This window comes from Frigoribacterium sp. CFBP 8754 (assembly GCF_014841815.1).
Classification (GTDB): domain Bacteria; phylum Actinomycetota; class Actinomycetes; order Actinomycetales; family Microbacteriaceae; genus Frigoribacterium; species Frigoribacterium endophyticum.
This window is the reverse complement of the sequence record NZ_JACYUO010000001.1, coordinates 503,208-519,390: the sequence shown is the minus strand read 5'-3', so window position 1 is coordinate 519,390 and position 16,183 is coordinate 503,208. Positions and strand designations below refer to the sequence as shown.

The window sequence follows — 16,183 nt, the reverse complement described above, 5'->3', positions numbered from 1 at the left end:
CCCGGGTCAGACCGAGCGCTTGCGGAGGCGGAGCGCCTCGAGGGCGAGGCCCTGGCTGACGTAGCGGCCGAGCTCGTCGGCCCAGCGCGGGTCGGTGCCGCGGAGGGCCACGTAGGAGTCGCGGTCGGACCTCACGAAGCCGAGCACGCGGTCGGGGGTCGAGACCTGGACGAGGTCGGGGGCGACCGACCGGGTGAGGATGCGGGCGCTGCGACGGAGGGGCTCGATGCTGGTCGTCGTGCTCACGGGTGGTGCCTTCCTGCGGCTCGGGCGCTGCCCGGCTCGGTGGTGCGGATCGTTCGGCGCCGCCCCCGGTGGGGGACGACCAGGAGTGACGCTACCCGCGCCTCCCCCTCCGGGCCCTGGTGTTCCGCTGTGCGTCGTCGGTGGTCTCTCTGAGGTGCCCCCGGGAGCGGGGTACACGGCGGCTCCACGACCGTCGACCCGGCCCGACGTCACGGACGTGCAGGGGGCGTACGTCACGCTCTAGGGTCGATATATGACCACTCCCCGCGACCACGACGGCGACTCCACGACCGAGCACGTCCCGCAGGACTTCAGCCACGAGCAGGCCGGGTTCCAGCACGGGCTGAAGCCCCGGCAGCTGCAGATGATCGCGATCGGGGGCGCCATCGGGACGGGGCTCTTCCTCGGAGCCGGCGGCCGCCTCGCCAACGCCGGCCCGGCCCTGGCCGTCGTGTTCGCGATCTGCGGCGTGTTCGCCTTCTTCATCCTCCGGGCCCTCGGCGAGCTGGTCCTGCACCGTCCGTCGTCGGGGTCGTTCGTGTCGTACGCCCGCGAGTTCTTCGGCGAGAAGGCGGCCTACGCGGCGGGGTGGATGTACTTCCTCAACTGGGCGATGACGGCCATCGTCGACGTCACGGCGGTGGCCCTCTACCTGCACTACTGGAGCGCGTTCACGTCGGCGCCCGACTGGCTGCTGGCGCTCGTCGCCCTCGCGGTGGTGCTCTCCGTCAACCTCCTGGCGGTCAAGGTCTTCGGCGAGATGGAGTTCTGGTTCGCGATCATCAAGGTCGCGGCGCTCGTGGTCTTCCTGGTCGTCGGGGTCGTCTGGCTCGCCGCCTCCTTCCCCGTGACGAACGGCGGCGAGGCCGTCGACACGGGCTGGTCGGTGATCGCCGCCAGCGGCCTGCTGCCGAACGGCCTGCTGCCCGCCGTCATCGTCGTGCAGGGCGTGGTGTTCGCGTACGCGGCCATCGAGCTGGTCGGCACGGCGTCGGGCGAGACCCAGCACCCGGAGAAGGTGGTGCCCCGCGCCATCAACACCGTCATCATCCGCATCGCCGTCTTCTACGTCGGCTCGCTCGTGCTGCTGTCGCTGCTGCTCCCGTTCACGGCCTACCGGGCCGGCGAGAGCCCGTTCGTCACGTTCTTCAGCAGCATCGGCTCGCCCGAGATCGGCGAGGTCGCCGGCTCGATCATGAACTTCGTCGTCGTCACGGCCGCGCTCTCGAGCCTCAACGCGGGCCTCTACTCGACGGGTCGCGTGCTGCACTCGATGGGCATGAACGGCTCCGCACCGAAGTTCACGACCGTCATGTCGAAGGGCGGCGTGCCGTTCGGCGGCATCCTCCTCACCGCCGGCATCACCCTGCTGGGCGTCGGCCTGAACGCCGTCGTCGGCGCCAGCGCCGCCTTCGAGATCGTGCTCAACATCGCGTCGCTCGGCATCCTGACCGCGTGGGGCACGATCATCCTCTGCCAGATGCGGCTGCGGCAGTGGGCGCGGCAGGGCAAGGCGAAGGAGCCCTCGTTCCGGCTGCCGGGCGCGCCGGTCACCAGCTGGCTGACGCTCGCCTTCCTGGTCGCCGTCCTCGTGCTGATGGCGATCGACTGGCCGATCGGGTCGCTCACGGTGGCGTCGCTCGTGCTGATCATCCCGCTGCTCGTGCTGGGCTGGTACCTGCAGCGTGACCGCATCCTCGCCGCCGCCCGCCTCCGCGAGGGCATGACCGGGCCGTACCCGGTGACCGGGCGCGACGCGGCTGCGCAGCACCCGCGCGACGACGACGGGGCCTGAGGGCCGGCACGCCGTTCCCCCACGGGGCAGCCCTCCTGCGGCGGCCCTCCTCCCCCTCCTCCCCCTCCTCCCCCAGGATGACGACACCGACGGTCCGGTCGCCCTACCGTCGTCCCGTGACCGAGACCACGCAGGGCCGCCTGATCGATCCCGTCGAGTCGACGCTGGTCTCGCCCGGGTCGGGCGTCGTCGAGGGCCTGCTCGCGCGGACGACGTCGGTGCGCGACGGGGCGGCGACGGTCGCCCTGGCCACCGGCACGGGCTGGTCGCTGGTGCACGCGGTCACGACGTCGTGGGGGCCGTTCCTCCGGGAGCGCGCGCTGCAGCACGAGCTCAGCCACTTCGGGCCCTTCCTCGACCCCGGGGTCGTCCTGGCGCTGCTGTGGGTCGCCGCCGTGGCGGTCGGCCTCGCCGGCCGGTGGGGCATCGCGCGAGGCTGGCTGGCCGCCTCCCTGCTGCTCTGCCTCGTGCTGCCCGTCACGGGCCGTGACGGCTTCGACCTGGGCTGGGACGGCCCGACGAGCACGACGCTGGGGTTCGTCGGAGCCTGCGCGATCGTGGCGATGGTCGGCTCGCCGCGGTCGCCCCGGCTCGTCGTCGGGGGCAGCGTCGCCGTCGCGGTCCTCACCGCCGCCGTCGCCCTCTCCCACGGCCTCGGCCAGACCGCCCGCGGCTGGTTCTGGTCCGGCCCGCTCCAGGCCGCCACGCTCCTCCTGCTGATGCTCGCGGCCCTCCTCGCGGCGGTCGTCCTCGCCCGTCGTCGCCGCACCACCGCGGCCGCCGTCGTCGTCGTCTCGCTCGTCCCGTGGGCCGCCGTCTACGCCGTCGACGTCCTCGCCGCCTCCCAGGACCCGGCGTCACCCCTCCCCACCGCTCTCCTCGCCGCCACGCTCCCCCTGGCCGCCCTCCTCACCCCCCGCCCCGCCCCCTGACCCGCGCAGGGCCCGGCCGCCCCCGGAACGAGCGAAGCGACGTTCCCCCCGCTCAGGCGCGCGAAGCGCCGCCGCCCCCGGAACGAGCGAAGCGACGTTCCCCCCCCCTGAACGAGCGAAGCGACGTTCTACCCCGGCGCGCGCAGCGCCGCCGCCCCCGGAACGAGCGAAGCGACGTTCCACCCCGGCGCGCGCAGCGCCGCCGCCCCGAGCCACAGCGACCTGGCGGGTCAGACCCCCGCCCCGCCCGACGACGAGCCGCGTGTCCGCGGAGCGGACAGAAGCGTGGAACGCGAGATCCCCCGCTGCCCAGCGAAGCGGGCACACGGGGGATCAGATATCGCGTGCACCCCCTCGGACTTGAACCGAGAACCCACTGATTAAGAGTCAGTTGCTCTGCCAATTGAGCTAGAGGTGCGTGCTGCGGGACGTTCCGCAACGAGGAATGACTCTAGCATGTCCGGAGACCCCCTGAGAACCACCGGCACGCCCGTCGTGCCGCGAGATCGGAGAAGCATGTCCACCACGCTCGAGAAGGGCGCCCCGGCGCCGTCGTTCACCCTGCCCGACGAGTCGGGCGCGCCGGTGTCGCTGTCCGACTTCGCGGGGCGCCGGGTGATCGTGTACTTCTACCCGGCGGCGTCGACGCCGGGCTGCACGACGGAGGCCTGCGACTTCCGCGACAACCTGAACTCGCTCGCCTCGGCGGGCTACCAGGTGCTCGGGGTGTCGAAGGACGAGCCGGAGGCGCTGCGCCGGTTCAAGGACGAGCAGGGCCTGACCTTCCCGCTGCTGAGCGACCCGGAGCTGACCGTGCACCAGGCGTACGGCGCCTACGGGGAGAAGAACAGCTACGGCCGGGTCGTCACGGGCACGATCCGTTCGACGTTCGTGGTCGACGAGGACGGTGCGGTCGAGCTGCCGCTGTACAACGTGAAGGCGACGGGCCACGTGGCGATGCTCCGCCGGAAGCTCGGCATCGACTGACCGACGGCCGCGTCCCATGACGAGGCCCCGTCCGCGACCGCGGGCGGGGCCTCGCGTCGTCAGCACGCGTGCGGGGGCGCGTCAGTACGCGTGCGGGGGCGCCTCGTCGCGGATGGACGTCTGGGCGACCACGCTCGGCACGAGCAGCAGGGCGACCACGACCACCGCGGGCACGATCAGCCAGAGGCCGACCGCGGCGTTCGCGAAGACCCCCTGGAGGCTGCCGACGCCGACGGCGATCTGGAGCACCTGCCAGACGATCGCCGCCCCTCGGATCCAGGCCCGGCCGCGCAGCACCCCGACGACGACGGCCCCCAGCCAGACGGTGGCCAGGAGGGTGAGGACGAGGATCGCGGTGGCCGAGGCGTAGGAGTCGGGGCGCACGGTGACGAGCTCGATCAGCAGGTAGGCGGTCGCCACCCCGAGCAGGGCCGTCTCGGCGGAGAGCAGCAGGACGAGCAGCCAGAGGAGAGCGCTCCGCCGCGGCCTCGCGGACAGTTCTGTCTCGTCGTCGGGCTCGGTGTCGCGGGCGTCGGTCACGCTGGGGCCTCCATGAAAATCCTTGATCTGGCTCCCCCAGTATGCGAGCATATTCGAGGTCGAAGTGACGGGCACATGGTGGTGCGCGCCTCCCGAATTCTCATCTTTCCCCCATCCGGAACCTGGTGCTTCGACGCGCCGGTCCAGCATTTAAAAGGAGTACCCATCGATGGATTGGCGTGACAAAGCCGCGTGCCTGACAGCTGACCCCGAGCTGTTCTTCCCGGTCGGCAACACCGGCCCGGCCGTCGACCAGATCGACAAGGCGAAGAGCGTCTGCGGTCGCTGCACCGTCACCGAGACCTGCCTGCAGTACGCCCTCGAGACCAGTCAGGACTCGGGCGTCTGGGGCGGCCTCAGCGAGGACGAGCGCCGGGCGCTGAAGCGCCGCGCCGCTCGCGCCCGCCGGGCCAGCTGACCCCTCAGCACAGCACGCACGACGAAGCCGGCCCCCTCGGGGCCGGCTTCGTCGTGCGTGGGGCCGGGCGCGCTAAGCCTGGGTGAGCCACCGGAACGGGATCTCGATGGTGACCTCGGTGCCGCTTCCGACCAGCGTGTGCCAGTCGATGGTCCCGCCGAGCTCGCCCTGGATCAGGGTGCGGACGATCTGCGTGCCGAGGCCCGACCCGACCTTGCCCTCGGGCAGGCCCACACCGTTGTCGCGCACCTTCACGGTGAGCTGCTCGTCGTCGCGCTCGGCGACGATCTCGACCTCCCCGTCGCGGCCGTCGAGGCCGTGCTCGACCGCGTTGGTGACCAGCTCGGTGAGCGCGAGGGCGAGCGGGGTCGCGTACTCGCTCGGCAACGCGCCGAAGCTGCCCGTCAGCGTCGGCCTCACCGTCGTGTTGTGGCTCGAGGCGACCTCCGCGATGAGCATGAGCACGCGGTCGAAGACGGTGTCGAAGTCGACGTTCTGGCTGAGGCCCTCGGAGAGGGTGTCGTGCACCACCGCGATCGACGCGACCCGTCGCATAGCCTGGGTCAGCGCCTCGCGCGCGACGTCGGTCCGGGTGCGGCGGGCCTGGATGCGGAGCAGCGAGGCCACCGTCTGCAGGTTGTTCTTGACCCGGTGGTGGATCTCGCGGATCGTGGCGTCCTTCGTGATGAGCTCGCGCTCCTGGTGGCGCAGCTCGGTCACGTCGCGGCAGAGCACGATGGCCCCGACCCGCTCGCCCCGGTCACGGAGCGGGATCGCCCGGAGCGACACGGTGACGCCGCGGGCCTCGATGTCCGTCCGCCACGGCGCGCGGCCGGTGACCACGAGCGGCAACGACTCGTCGATGACGAGCTTGCCCTGCAGCAGCCCGGTGGTGACCTCGGCCAGCGACTCCCCCTCGAGCTCGCCGGCGAACCCCATCCGGTTGAAGGCCGAGAGGCCGTTCGGGCTGGCGAAGGTCACGAGGCCGTCGACGTCGAGGCGCAGCAGGCCGTCGGAGGCGCGGGGAGCACCGCGACGCGGCCCGGTCGGTGCCCCGAGGTCGGGGAAGTCGCCGGCCGCGATCATCGAGAAGAGGTCGTTGGAGCACTGGTTGAAGGTCAGCTCCTGGCGGCTGGGGGTCCGCGCCTCGCTGAGGTTGGTGTGGCGGGTGATGACCGCGATGGGAGCGTCGGTGACGTCGGGGCGGCTCGCCCCGAGGCGACGGAGCACGGGGACGGCGCGGACCCGCGTCGGGGTCTCCTCGTACCAGTCGGGCGCGGCCGAGTCGACGATGCGGGTCGTGGTGAAGGCCTGCTCGATCTGCGTGCGCCACTCCGGGCGCACCTCCTGGCCGACGAAGTCCCGGTAGAACAGCGTCGCCGAGCTCGACGGGCGAGCGTGGGCGACGGCGACGAAGCTGTCGCCCTCCGTGGGCACCCAGAGCACCATGTCGGCGAACGCAAGGTCCGCGAGCAGCTGCCAGTCGCCGACGAGCAGATGGAGCCACTCGACGTCCGCCTCGGTGGAGCGGCCCTGGGCGAGAACGAGATCACTGAGCGTCGACACCGCCCCAGTCTAGGTCGACGTGCGCGAGGGCCCCTGCCCCTTCCCTGCCGGTGGGCAGACCCGATTGTCCACAGGCCGGCCACGGCCCTGTCGTGACATGGAGGACATGTCATATGTTGAACGCGAGTAGTCACCGAAACGACGACGAAGTCCCCCGACGAAAGTCCGAGCCTGATGCCCGTCCCTGCCGTGGCCGCCGCCACCGATCCCGTCCCGGACGACGAGCGGGCCGATGCAGGAGGCCGCCGCCTCCACGCCGTCACCGGCACCGAGCACGCGCCGGTCACGACGACCGACGCGACGCCCGAGGCTCCCCCGGCACCGCGCCTCCTGCACGCCGTGGACGACGCCCCTGCGGCCGCCCGTGGTCCCGCGGCGCCGCCCAGCCTGCCCGACGCCGCGGTCGCCGCGGAGGGCCTGGCACGGTGCGTCCTCGAGATCCTGGCCGGTGCACGCGACCTCGACCAGGTCTCCCGGTGGGTGAACGGCGAAGTGTGGGCCGTGCTGCAGAAACGGGTCCGACTCGCCGCCCGCGCCCGCGAGGCGAGCGGCGTCCGGAGCCAACGGCCCGTGTTCCGGGTGGGCCGTGTCCACGTCAGCGAACCCGCCCCGGGGGTCGCCGAGACGGTCGTCGTCGTGCACGGGCGCGCCCGGACCAGGTCGGTGGCCATCCGTCTCGAGACGACCGGCCGCCGGTGGCGCGCGACGGCCCTCCACGTGCTCTGACCGCGACGCCCCGGCAGCACGGCCGGGGCCCCGTTCCGAGACGACGAGAGCCCGGACGACGGTCAGCCCGGACGACGAGGGAGGCCGGGCGCGGACCTCGCGGTCCGTGCCCGGCCTCCCTCGTCGTCACCGGCGGGTCAGGACTTCTTGCCGGCCGCTCGTCGCTCGGCCCGGTTGACCGGCGCGGCGGCGGAGCCCCCGGTCGGCTGCCCGAAGGCGCCCTTGCCGGCCGGGGCGCCGGTGCCGCTGGTCGTCCGCGCGGCGGCGACGTCGGGGCCGTCGCCCTGCTCCGCGTCGTCCTGCGCCTTCTGGGCCTTGGCGGTCGCCGCCTGCTCGAGCCGGCCCTTCTGGTCGCGGACCTCGACCTCGCCCGCGATGTTCGGGGCGGAGTACTCGAGCTTCGGCTGCGCCTTCTCGGGCTCGAGGCCCTTGGCGGCGATCACCGGCGCCTCGGCGGCGCCGACCTGGCCCTGCACCTCGACCTCGAGGTTGAACAGGAACCCGACCGACTCCTCGCGGATCTGGCCCATCATGCTCTGGAAGAGCGCGTAGCCCTCACGCTGGTACTCGACCAACGGGTCACGCTGTGCCATCGCCCGCAGGCCGATGCCGTCCTTCAGGTAGTCCATCTCGTAGAGGTGGTCGCGCCAGCGGCGGTCGATCACGGAGAGGACGACCCGTCGCTCGAGCTCGCGCATCGCGGCCTCGCCCAGCGTCGACTCGCGCTCGGCGTAGGCGACCTTCGCGTCGGAGAGGATCTCCTGGCCCAGGAACTGCCTCGTCGCCTTGCCCTTGGAGCCGGCCTCGGTGATGACCTCGTCGATGGTGATCGAGATCGGGTACAGGGTGCGCAGCTCCGTCCAGAGCGCGTCCAGGTCCCAGTCGTCGGGGCTGCCGTCTCCGGTGTGCTGGTCGATGACCTCGTCGACCACGGCCTCCAGGAAGGCGCTGGCCCGGTCGGCCAGGTCGTCGCCCTCGAGGATGTGGCGGCGGTCGCCGTAGATGGCCTCGCGCTGGCGGTTGAGGACGTCGTCGTACTTCAGGACGTTCTTGCGGATCTCGGCGTTGCGCGACTCGACCTGCGACTGGGCGGAGCGGATGGCCCGGCCCACGATCTTGTTCTCGATGGCCAGGTCGTCGGGCACGTTGCCGCGGCCCATCAGCGACTCCGCCGCCCCCGAGTTGAACAGGCGCATCAGGTCGTCGGTGAGCGAGAGGTAGAACCGGCTCTCGCCCGGGTCGCCCTGACGCCCGCTGCGCCCGCGGAGCTGGTTGTCGATGCGCCGCGACTCGTGGCGCTCGGTGCCGAGCACGTAGAGCCCGCCCGCCTCGACGACCTTCTCGGCCTGCTCGGCGACCTCGGCCTTCTTGGCGGCGAAGACGTCGTCCCAGGCGGCCTCGTACTCGTCGGGGGTGTCGACCGGGCTGAGGCCACGCCCGTTCATCTCGGCGACGGCGAGGAACTCGGCGTTGCCGCCGAGCATGATGTCGGTACCTCGACCGGCCATGTTGGTGGCGACGGTCACGGCGCCGACGCGACCGGCCTGCGCGACGATGGCGGCCTCGCGAGCGTGGTTCTTCGCGTTGAGGACCTCGTGGCGGACGCCCTTCTTGGCCAGCAGGCGCGACAGGTACTCGCTCTTCTCGACGCTGGTGGTGCCGACGAGGACGGGCTGGCCCGCCTCGTGGCGCTCGACGATGTCCTCCACGACCTGGTCGAACTTCGCCGTCTCGTTCTTGTAGACGAGGTCGGTCTGGTCGATCCGCTTCATCGGCTTGTTGGTCGGGATGGGCACGACGCCGAGCTTGTACGTGCTCATGAACTCGGCGGCCTCGGTCTCGGCCGTGCCGGTCATGCCGGAGAGCTTGCCGTAGAGGCGGAAGTAGTTCTGCAGGGTGACGGTCGCGAGGGTCTGGTTCTCGGCCTTGACCTCGACGCCCTCCTTGGCCTCGATGGCCTGGTGGATGCCCTCGTTGTACCGGCGGCCGCTCAGGATGCGACCCGTGTGCTCGTCGACGATGAGGACCTCGCCGTTGATGACGACGTAGTCCTTGTCGCGCTTGAACAGGGCGTCGGCCTTGATCGCGTTGTTGAGGAAGGAGATCAGCGGCGTGTTCGCCGACTCGTAGAGGTTGTCGATGCCGAGGTAGTCCTCGACCTTCTCGATGCCGGGCTCGAGCACGCCGACGGTGCGCTTCTTCTCGTCGACCTCGAAGTCGGTGCCGGCCACGAGGCGGCGCGCGATCGTCGCGAACTCCGCGAACCAGCGGTTCGCCTCGCCCGAGGCAGGGCCGGAGATGATGAGCGGCGTGCGGGCCTCGTCGATGAGGATCGAGTCGACCTCGTCGACGATCGCGAAGAAGTGGCCGCGTTGCACCATGTCGGAGGCCTGCCACGCCATGTTGTCGCGCAGGTAGTCGAAGCCGAACTCGTTGTTCGTGCCGTACGTGATGTCGGCGGCGTACTGCTCCCGGCGCTCGGCCGGGGTCTGGCCCGCGAGGATGCAGCCGGTCGTCATGCCGAGGGCGCGGAAGACGCGGCCCATCAGCTCGGACTGGTAGCTCGCGAGGAAGTCGTTGACCGTGATGACGTGCACGCCGCGCGACGCGATGGCGTTGAGGTACGCGGCGGTGGTCGCGACGAGGGTCTTGCCCTCACCGGTCTTCATCTCGGCGATGTTGCCGAGGTGGAGGGCTGCACCGCCCATCAGCTGCACGTCGAAGTGGCGCATGCCGAGGGTCCGCTTCGAGGCCTCCCGCACGGCGGCGAACGCCTCGGGCAGCAGGTCGTCGAGCGACTCGCCGTTGCCGTACCGCTCGCGGAGCTCGGTGGTCTCGGCGCGCAGCTCGTCGTCGGTCAGCGTGCTGAAGTCGTCCTCGAGCTCGTTGACGGCGTTCGCGTACGCCTTGAGGCGGCGGAGGATGCGGCCCTCGCCGACGCGGAGGACCCTCTCGAGGACGTTGGCCACTGGTGACTCCCTGGATCTGAGACTCGGTCGGGCAGGCGGCGGAGCCGCGTGCCCCGGGGGCGGCTGGTGACGCCAGCCCGTGAGGAGGCCCGGTTGGACCAGCTCGGATGGTAGCAAGCCTAGCGGCCACGGCCCTGGACGCGGGGAGGAGCGGTCTGCTCCCCCGCGCCCGGACCGTGGCCGCGGGCCCCGGGGCGGACCGGGTCAGGCGACGACGCCGGCGCGGGCCTGCGTGGCGGCCTCCTGCAGCTCGCTCGCGCTCTGGTCGAGCCCGATCACGCCGTAGTCCCAGCCCTTGCGCCGGTAGACGACGCTCGGGCGCTCGGTCTCGGCGTCGATGAAGAGGTAGAAGTCGTGCCCCACCAGCTCCATGTAGTAGAGCGCGTCGTCGACGGTCATCGGCGTCGACGCGAACACCTTGCTGCGGATGACGACGGGGCAGTAGTCGTCCTCCTGCTCCTCAGCCGAGGGCGCCTCGTCGTCGGCGACGACCGTCGCGATCGAGCCGGTGCGCACGGCGTCCAGGGTCTCGGCGGCGGCGGGCGTGACGTCGATGCCGCTGAAGTCCGCTCCGGAGGCCTCACGGAGCGACGTCGGTCGGTGCTGGCCCCGGTGGACCTTCTGCCGGTCCTTCGCGCGCCGCACCCGCTCGAGCATCCTGGCGATGGCCAGGTCGAAGGCGACGTACTTGTCGCTCCCGGTCGACTCGGCCCGCACGAGCGGCCCGGGGCCGATCAGCGTGAGCTCGACCCGGTCGTCGCCGGCCTGGCCGCTCGACTTCTCGTGGTGCCGCGAGACCTTGATCTCGAGGGCGAGCGCCTTCGTGGCGAGCTGCGCCACCTTGTCGGCCTTGTCAGTGGCGTAGTCGCGGAAACGATCGGTGATGCCGACGTTTCGACCCGTGACGGAAATTTCCATGACGACCTCCTCTGGCTATCGACGTGCCGCCTGTCAGCCAGGCGGATGTCCTTTCACGCCTTTTGCCCACCGTAGCCAGGTGGACCCCCGCCTGTCACCTCCCGGCCACCGACGGGACAGATCCCCAGGCCGTCCACAGGCGGCCGCGGGAGGGCTCACGGTCGTCTCCGCGAGAGCAGCGGGGTGGACGCGACGCAGGCCGCGGCGACGACCACGGCGCCCTCCGCGGCCAGCGCACGCCGCGCCTCCAGCAGGGTGCTGCCGGTGGTCACCACGTCGTCGACGACCACGACCCGGAGCCCCGCCAGCCCCGGCCGGGCCCGGAGGCTGCCCGCCCGCGAGCGCCGGCGGGCCTCGCGGTCGAGCTCCTTCTGCGCCCCGCGGCCCGGCAGGGCGACGAGCCCCCGGCGGACGGCCCGGAGCCCGGCCCGGCGCACGAGCAGCTCGACCGGGTCCCAGCCACGGCGCCGCCGCCCCCGCGGGGACGACGGGACGGCGACGACCACGGGCGGGGCCCCGCCGACCCCGGGAGGCGCGGCGAGCGCCACCGAGGCGGCCAGCGCGGGTGCCAGGGCCGTCGCCAGGCGGAGGCGCCCCTGCTGCTTGTAGGCCAGCACCGTCGAGCGCACCTCGGCCTCGTACCGCAGCCCGGAGACGACCACCAGCCCGCCCGGCAGCTCGTCGACCTCCGGGCTCGGCTCGAGGCGGACCCGACAGGCCCGGCAGAGCTCCATGTCGGGGAGGCCGCAGCCCGCACAGCGGACCGGCGACAGCACGCCGAGCGCCTCGCGGAGGACGGGGCCGAGGCCGGCGGCGGAGGGTCGGGGCGAGGTCGTCACGCCGACACCGTCGCACCGTGCCGGCCGCCGGACGCCGGTCCGCCCGCCGCCCCGGGGACGAACGGGCGAACGACCACGGTGGGGAGGGGCGGCGGTGCGCCGCGCCGCCCGGGTCAGCGCTGCGTCGCCAGGAGGTCGGCCGTCACGCCCGTCCCCTGCCAGGTGCTCCCCCGGGGCTCGAGCACGGCGCCGTCGCCCGAGAGCACCTGCAGCCGGGCGAGGCCGGTGCCGCCGGCGATCGCGGAGGCGTCGTCGCCCGGACGGCCCGCGGTGACGGCGGCGCCCCCGACCTCGCTGAGCGTGGCGCGGGTCGTGTCGTCGGCCGTCGTCAGGGTCGCCACGGTCAGCTGGTCGGCCCAGGTCGCGTCGACCGGCGACCCCGTCGGCGCCGCGAGCTCGAGGGGCGGGCCCAGGGCGGTCGGCACCTGCCGCGAGTCGCGCAGCAGGGCCACGACGAGCAGCCGCGAGGCCCCGTCGTCGTCCAGCAGCACGAGGGCCCGGGTGCCGTCGCGCGAGACGCGGAACGACACGACGCGGTCGCCGACGGGCAGGGTCGAGGCGACGACCTGCGGCCTGCCGTCCGGGGACCACGCCGTCACGCTCCGCGCGTCGTCGGCGGGGACGCTCCAGAGCCAGCCGGCCCCGTCGAGGGAGGGCGCGACCAGGCCCGGGCGAGGGTCGACGAGCAGGCTGCGGCCGTCGGCCGTGACCAGGGCGCTGCCGCCCGCCGTCCCGACCGCGGCGCGCGTGAGGTCGGCCGACACCTCGACCGAGGTGGGCGACAGGGCGGCCACGGTCGCCGACAGCCCGTCGAGCGGCGCGAGGGCCGACCGGGAGGCGAAGCCGAGCTCGCCCTGCGCGAGCACCAGCGGGCGGGCGTCGACGGCCGGGTCGCGGAGCGGCGCGGCCCGGCCCAGGTCGGGCACGTCGAGCGGCGCGGACTCGACGCTGAGCTCGACGGCGGTGACCGTCGAGAGGGTCGAGAAGCTCGCGAGCAGCTGCGCCTGCATGCGCGCCCTCGCGTCGTCCGTCGCGCTCAGGGCGTCGGAGGTCAGGTCGACGCGGGCGGTGCCGTCCGCCACGGTGATCGCGGTCAGCGACAGCTGCGTCCCGTCGGGGAAGGCGGAGACGACGGCGCCCTGCAGCCACGCCGACGGGCCGGCCAGCAACGCGCTCGCGATGCGGGTGCTCGTCGACGACCGCGCGAGGAACCAGCGCTCGTCGGGCACGAGGTACGTGAACGTGGGGTCGTAGAAGTAGACCGCGTGCGCCCGGAACACCGACTGGAAGGTCGCCGGGCTCAGCACGGTGCCGTCGGGGGCCTCGCTGATGCGCCACTGCCCGTCCTCCCGCACGAACGAGTACGCGAGGGTGGTCGGGACGTCGCTCGTCGACGGCACGTAGTGCCCGCCCTGGTCGACGGTCGCCGACGTCAGGAAGGCGTACTCGAGGTCGGCCTCGCCGACCCGGGTGGTGGCGCCGTCCCCCGGGCGGACCGTGACGCTGGCCCGCGGGTCCCAGTCGTCGGCGAAGCCTCCCGCGAGGAACTGCCGGGCGACCGCGTAGTTGTCCTGCGGGCCGGTGCCGGCGGCCAGGAAGTCGCGGAGGATCTTCTCCTGCGAGCTGTCGGCAACCGGGCCGCTCGGCGTGTAGACCACCTCGCTCGGCACCTCGCTCGAGACGTCGTCACCGCGCTCGACCGGGCCCCGGTCGGGGATGGAGGCACAGCCCGTCAGGACGAGCAGCACCGCCGCCAGCGCGGCGATCGCCCTCGCCCGTCGTCGTCGTTCAGCCACCGTGCACCTCCGTCGTCCCGCTCCACGGTTCGGCCGAGGTGGGCTCCGGCGTGCCCGGGGCCGTGGCCTGCACGGTCGCGGCGTCGTCCGGCTCGGCCCGCAGCGGCCGGGTGGTCGCCGTCGTGCCCGCCGCCCGCGGCAGGGTGACCACGAAGCGGCTCCCCTCGCCCGGGCGCGACCACAGGTCGATCCGGCCGCCGTGCAGGGTCGCGTCCTCCAGGCTGATGGCCAGGCCGAGGCCCGTCCCCCCGATGGTGCGGCGCCGCGACGGGTCGGCCCGCCAGAACCGGTCGAAGACGCGCTCGGCCTCGGCGGGGGTCATCCCGACCCCGTGGTCGCGGACGGCCACGGCCACCGCCTCCTCGTCGCTGTCGACCTCGACCTCGACCGGTCGCCCCTCGCCGTGCTCGATCGCGTTGCCGAGCAGGTTCCGCAGGATGCGCCGCAGCCGGCGGGGGTCGACCTCGGCCTCGAGGTAGCCGCCGCGCGCGTCGATGGTCACCGTGCTGCCGACCTCCGCCGCGAGCGGCTCGAACTCGGCGACGACGTCGTCGACGAGACCCACCACGCGCGTGCTCTCGAGGTCGAGCTCGACCGCCCCCGCGTCGAAGCGCGAGATCTCGAGCAGGTCGGCCAGCAGCACCTCGAAGCGGTCGACCTGCGTGTGCAGCAGCTCGGTCGTGCGGGCGGCCGTCGGCGTGAAGGAGGCGCGCTGGTCGTAGAGCACGTCGCCCGCCAGCCGGATGGTCGTCAGGGGCGTCCGCAGCTCGTGCGAGACGTCGCTGACGAAGCGCTGCTGCACGCGCGACAGCTCGGCGAGCTGGGAGATCTGCCTCTGCATGGCGTCGGCCATGCCGTTGAACGACCGTCCGAGCGTCGCGACGACGTCCTGGCCCTTCTCGGGGATGCGCTGGTCGAGCTGGCCGGCCGCGATCTTCTGGCTGGTCTCGGCGGCGACCCGCACGGGCCCCACGACGAGCCGGACGACCACGTAGGTGACGACGCCGATCAGGACGACGAGGGCCAGCGAGCCGAGCGCCAGCGTGCGCTGCATGAGCGACAGCGTCGTCTGGGCGTCGCTGAGGTCGTAGACGAGGTAGAGCTCGTACTGGCCGGCCGTCGGCACCTGCAGCGTCGAGCCCACGGCGAGGCCGGGGGCGTCGCCGCCCGGCCCCCGGAGCGAGACGGGCTGGAGGGCGAGGGCGCCCGTGTCGGCCGCCACCTGGTCACGGAGCTCCGGCGTGATCTGGTCGGCGGGGAAGTCGGGGCTCGCGATCGCCTGGATGGTCTGCGCCGTCGTCTGGCCCGGGGTCCGCAGGATGGCGATGCTCGTGCCGCCCGGGCTCGACGTCGACGCGAGGATGGCGCTCTGCGCCTCGTTCTGCAGCGAATCGAGCTCGACCTGGTCGGCGTCCTCGGTCGCCGTGGCCGAGTCGAAGATGCTCTGGGCGAGCAGCGTCGCGCGCAGCGACTCGGACTGCACCTGGTCGCGGCGCTGGTCGTACAGGTTCGCGCCGATGCTCACGGAGATGGTCGTGCCGATGATCGTCGCCCCGAGGCCCGCCATGACGACGGTGGTCGCGACGGTGCGGAACTCCAGGGAGGACCGCCAGAAGCCCGCGACGCGGGACGGCCAGCCGCGCCGGCCCAGCCACGCGCGGCGGAGGGCGGCGGCGACGGACTCGACCGTGACGGGCCCGGCCCCGCGAGCCGCGGGCGCCCCCGCGGCACCGGAGGGCCTAGGCGGACGAGCCGGCACGGTAGCCGACGCCGCGCACCGTCGTCACGATGCGCGGGGCGTCCGGGTCGTGCTCGACCTTCGCGCGCAGGCGCTGCACGTGCACGTTGACGAGGCGCGTGTCGGCCTTGTAGTGGTAGCCCCACACCTGCTCGAGGAGCATCTCGCGGGTGAAGACCTGCTGGGGCTTCGACGCCAGCGCCAGCAGCAGCTCGAACTCGAGGGGCGTGAGGCCGATGACCGTGTCGCCGCGCCGGACCTCGTGGGCCGCGACGTCGAGGCGGAGGTCGCCGACGGTCAGGACGTCGGTCGTCGGCTCGCTGGAGGGCCGCAGGCGGGTGCGCACCCGGGCCACCAGCTCCTTGGGGTCGAAGGGCTTGACGACGTAGTCGTCGGCCCCGGCCTCGAGGCCCGCGACGACGTCGACGGTGTCGCCCTTGGCGGTGAGCATGATGACCGGGACCCCGCTCTCGGCCCGGATCGCCGCGCAGACGGCCAGGCCGTCCATCCCCGGCAGCATGAGGTCGAGCAGGACGAGGTCGGGGGCCGAGTTGCGGAACGCGTCGACGGCGGCGCTGCCGTCGCTGCAGAAGTGGGGCTCGAAGTCGGCGGCCCGGAGCACGATGCCGATCATCTCGGCGAGCGCGGGGTCGTCGTCCACCACCAGGATGCGCGGGGTCATGGTCTCCGTCCTCGGCTGGGCCGCTCGGGAG

The 16,183-nt window shown here is 73.0% G+C and carries 14 protein-coding genes and 1 tRNA gene; 5 read left to right on the top strand and 10 right to left on the bottom strand.

Translation table 11 applies throughout. From position 1 onward, the window contains the following. Window positions 1-6: 6 nt before the first annotated feature. Window positions 7-246: a hypothetical protein gene (locus tag IFT72_RS02405; RefSeq protein WP_185231994.1), complete on the bottom strand. Its 240-nt coding sequence runs from the start codon at window positions 244-246 to the stop codon at window positions 7-9. A gap of 253 nt (window positions 247-499) precedes the next feature. On the opposite strand from IFT72_RS02405, the gene IFT72_RS02400 reads away from it, so the two are divergent. Together IFT72_RS02400 and IFT72_RS02395 are read left to right on the top strand one after the other, a co-directional pair. Further along, on the top strand, window positions 500-2,041 hold the full coding sequence (locus tag IFT72_RS02400) for an amino acid permease (RefSeq protein ID WP_056053453.1): 1,542 nt from the start codon (window positions 500-502) through the stop codon (window positions 2,039-2,041). A 116-nt stretch (window positions 2,042-2,157) separates the two neighbouring features. Continuing rightward, window positions 2,158-2,973 (top strand): hypothetical protein, encoded by an 816-nt coding sequence (locus tag IFT72_RS02395; RefSeq protein WP_192045469.1) that lies wholly within the window; start codon window positions 2,158-2,160, stop codon window positions 2,971-2,973. A 345-nt stretch (window positions 2,974-3,318) separates the two neighbouring features. Here the strand turns inward: IFT72_RS02395 and IFT72_RS02390 are convergent. Beyond that, window positions 3,319-3,391 (bottom strand) — tRNA-Lys (locus IFT72_RS02390). Between the two features lie 98 nt (window positions 3,392-3,489). On the opposite strand from IFT72_RS02390, the gene bcp reads away from it, so the two are divergent. Continuing rightward, window positions 3,490-3,960 carry a thioredoxin-dependent thiol peroxidase gene (bcp, locus tag IFT72_RS02385; protein WP_167258772.1) on the top strand — a complete coding sequence of 157 codons (471 nt, stop codon included), beginning with the start codon at window positions 3,490-3,492 and terminating at the stop codon, window positions 3,958-3,960. Window positions 3,961-4,041: 81 nt separating this feature from the next. Here the strand turns inward: bcp and IFT72_RS02380 are convergent, their stop codons facing one another. Then, window positions 4,042-4,551, bottom strand: a complete 510-nt coding sequence (locus tag IFT72_RS02380) for a hypothetical protein (RefSeq protein ID WP_244634139.1) — start codon at window positions 4,549-4,551, stop codon at window positions 4,042-4,044. Between the two features lie 118 nt (window positions 4,552-4,669). On the opposite strand from IFT72_RS02380, the gene IFT72_RS02375 reads away from it, so the two are divergent. Next, window positions 4,670-4,918: a WhiB family transcriptional regulator gene (locus IFT72_RS02375; RefSeq protein WP_056053444.1), complete on the top strand. Its 249-nt coding sequence runs from the start codon at window positions 4,670-4,672 to the stop codon at window positions 4,916-4,918. 72 nt (window positions 4,919-4,990) lie between these two features. Here the strand turns inward: IFT72_RS02375 and IFT72_RS02370 are convergent, their stop codons facing one another. After that, window positions 4,991-6,484, bottom strand: a complete 1,494-nt coding sequence (locus tag IFT72_RS02370; protein ID WP_056053441.1) for a sensor histidine kinase — start codon at window positions 6,482-6,484, stop codon at window positions 4,991-4,993. 174 nt (window positions 6,485-6,658) lie between these two features. Between IFT72_RS02370 and IFT72_RS02365 the strand changes: the two genes are divergently transcribed. After that, window positions 6,659-7,210 carry an Rv3235 family protein gene (locus IFT72_RS02365; RefSeq protein ID WP_192045468.1) on the top strand — a complete coding sequence of 184 codons (552 nt, stop codon included), beginning with the start codon at window positions 6,659-6,661 and terminating at the stop codon, window positions 7,208-7,210. Between the two features lie 137 nt (window positions 7,211-7,347). On the opposite strand, the gene secA is transcribed toward IFT72_RS02365, so the two are convergent. The 6 genes from secA to mtrA all read right to left on the bottom strand — a co-directional run bounded on the left by secA (window position 7,348) and on the right by mtrA (window position 16,152). Continuing rightward, a complete protein-coding gene (gene secA / locus IFT72_RS02360; RefSeq protein ID WP_185231986.1) occupies window positions 7,348-10,179 on the bottom strand; it encodes a preprotein translocase subunit SecA in 2,832 nt (943 codons plus the stop codon). 204 nt (window positions 10,180-10,383) lie between these two features. Then, window positions 10,384-11,097: a ribosome hibernation-promoting factor, HPF/YfiA family gene (gene hpf, locus IFT72_RS02355; RefSeq protein WP_167258764.1), complete on the bottom strand. Its 714-nt coding sequence runs from the start codon at window positions 11,095-11,097 to the stop codon at window positions 10,384-10,386. A 155-nt stretch (window positions 11,098-11,252) separates the two neighbouring features. Further along, on the bottom strand, window positions 11,253-11,936 hold the full coding sequence (locus IFT72_RS02350) for a phosphoribosyltransferase family protein (RefSeq protein WP_371741138.1): 684 nt from the start codon (window positions 11,934-11,936) through the stop codon (window positions 11,253-11,255). Window positions 11,937-12,049: 113 nt separating this feature from the next. After that, complete coding sequence (locus IFT72_RS02345) at window positions 12,050-13,732, bottom strand: LpqB family beta-propeller domain-containing protein (protein ID WP_192045467.1); 1,683 nt, start codon at window positions 13,730-13,732, stop codon at window positions 12,050-12,052. Then, entirely contained in the window at window positions 13,725-15,491 is a 1,767-nt protein-coding gene (gene mtrB / locus IFT72_RS02340; RefSeq protein WP_192045466.1) for an MtrAB system histidine kinase MtrB, read from the bottom strand. Before mtrB ends, IFT72_RS02345 begins: the two co-directional genes overlap by 8 nt. Further along, window positions 15,472-16,152 carry an MtrAB system response regulator MtrA gene (gene mtrA / locus IFT72_RS02335; protein ID WP_056053426.1) on the bottom strand — a complete coding sequence of 227 codons (681 nt, stop codon included), beginning with the start codon at window positions 16,150-16,152 and terminating at the stop codon, window positions 15,472-15,474. Before mtrA ends, mtrB begins: the two co-directional genes overlap by 20 nt. Window positions 16,153-16,183: the final 31 nt, after the last annotated feature.

Excerpts from the sequence above, each read along its gene's own strand:
- IFT72_RS02400 (WP_056053453.1), top strand. The coding sequence starts at position 500 with ATGACCACTCCCCGCGACCACGACGGCGACTCCACGACCGAGCACGTC.
- bcp (WP_167258772.1), top strand. The coding sequence starts at position 3,490 with ATGTCCACCACGCTCGAGAAGGGCGCCCCGGCGCCGTCGTTCACCCTG.
- IFT72_RS02380 (WP_244634139.1), bottom strand. The coding sequence starts at position 4,551 with ATGCTCGCATACTGGGGGAGCCAGATCAAGGATTTTCATGGAGGCCCC.
- IFT72_RS02375 (WP_056053444.1), top strand. The coding sequence starts at position 4,670 with ATGGATTGGCGTGACAAAGCCGCGTGCCTGACAGCTGACCCCGAGCTG.
- IFT72_RS02365 (WP_192045468.1), top strand. The coding sequence starts at position 6,659 with ATGCCCGTCCCTGCCGTGGCCGCCGCCACCGATCCCGTCCCGGACGAC.
- hpf (WP_167258764.1), bottom strand. The coding sequence starts at position 11,097 with ATGGAAATTTCCGTCACGGGTCGAAACGTCGGCATCACCGATCGTTTC.
- mtrA (WP_056053426.1), bottom strand. The coding sequence starts at position 16,152 with ATGACCCCGCGCATCCTGGTGGTGGACGACGACCCCGCGCTCGCCGAG.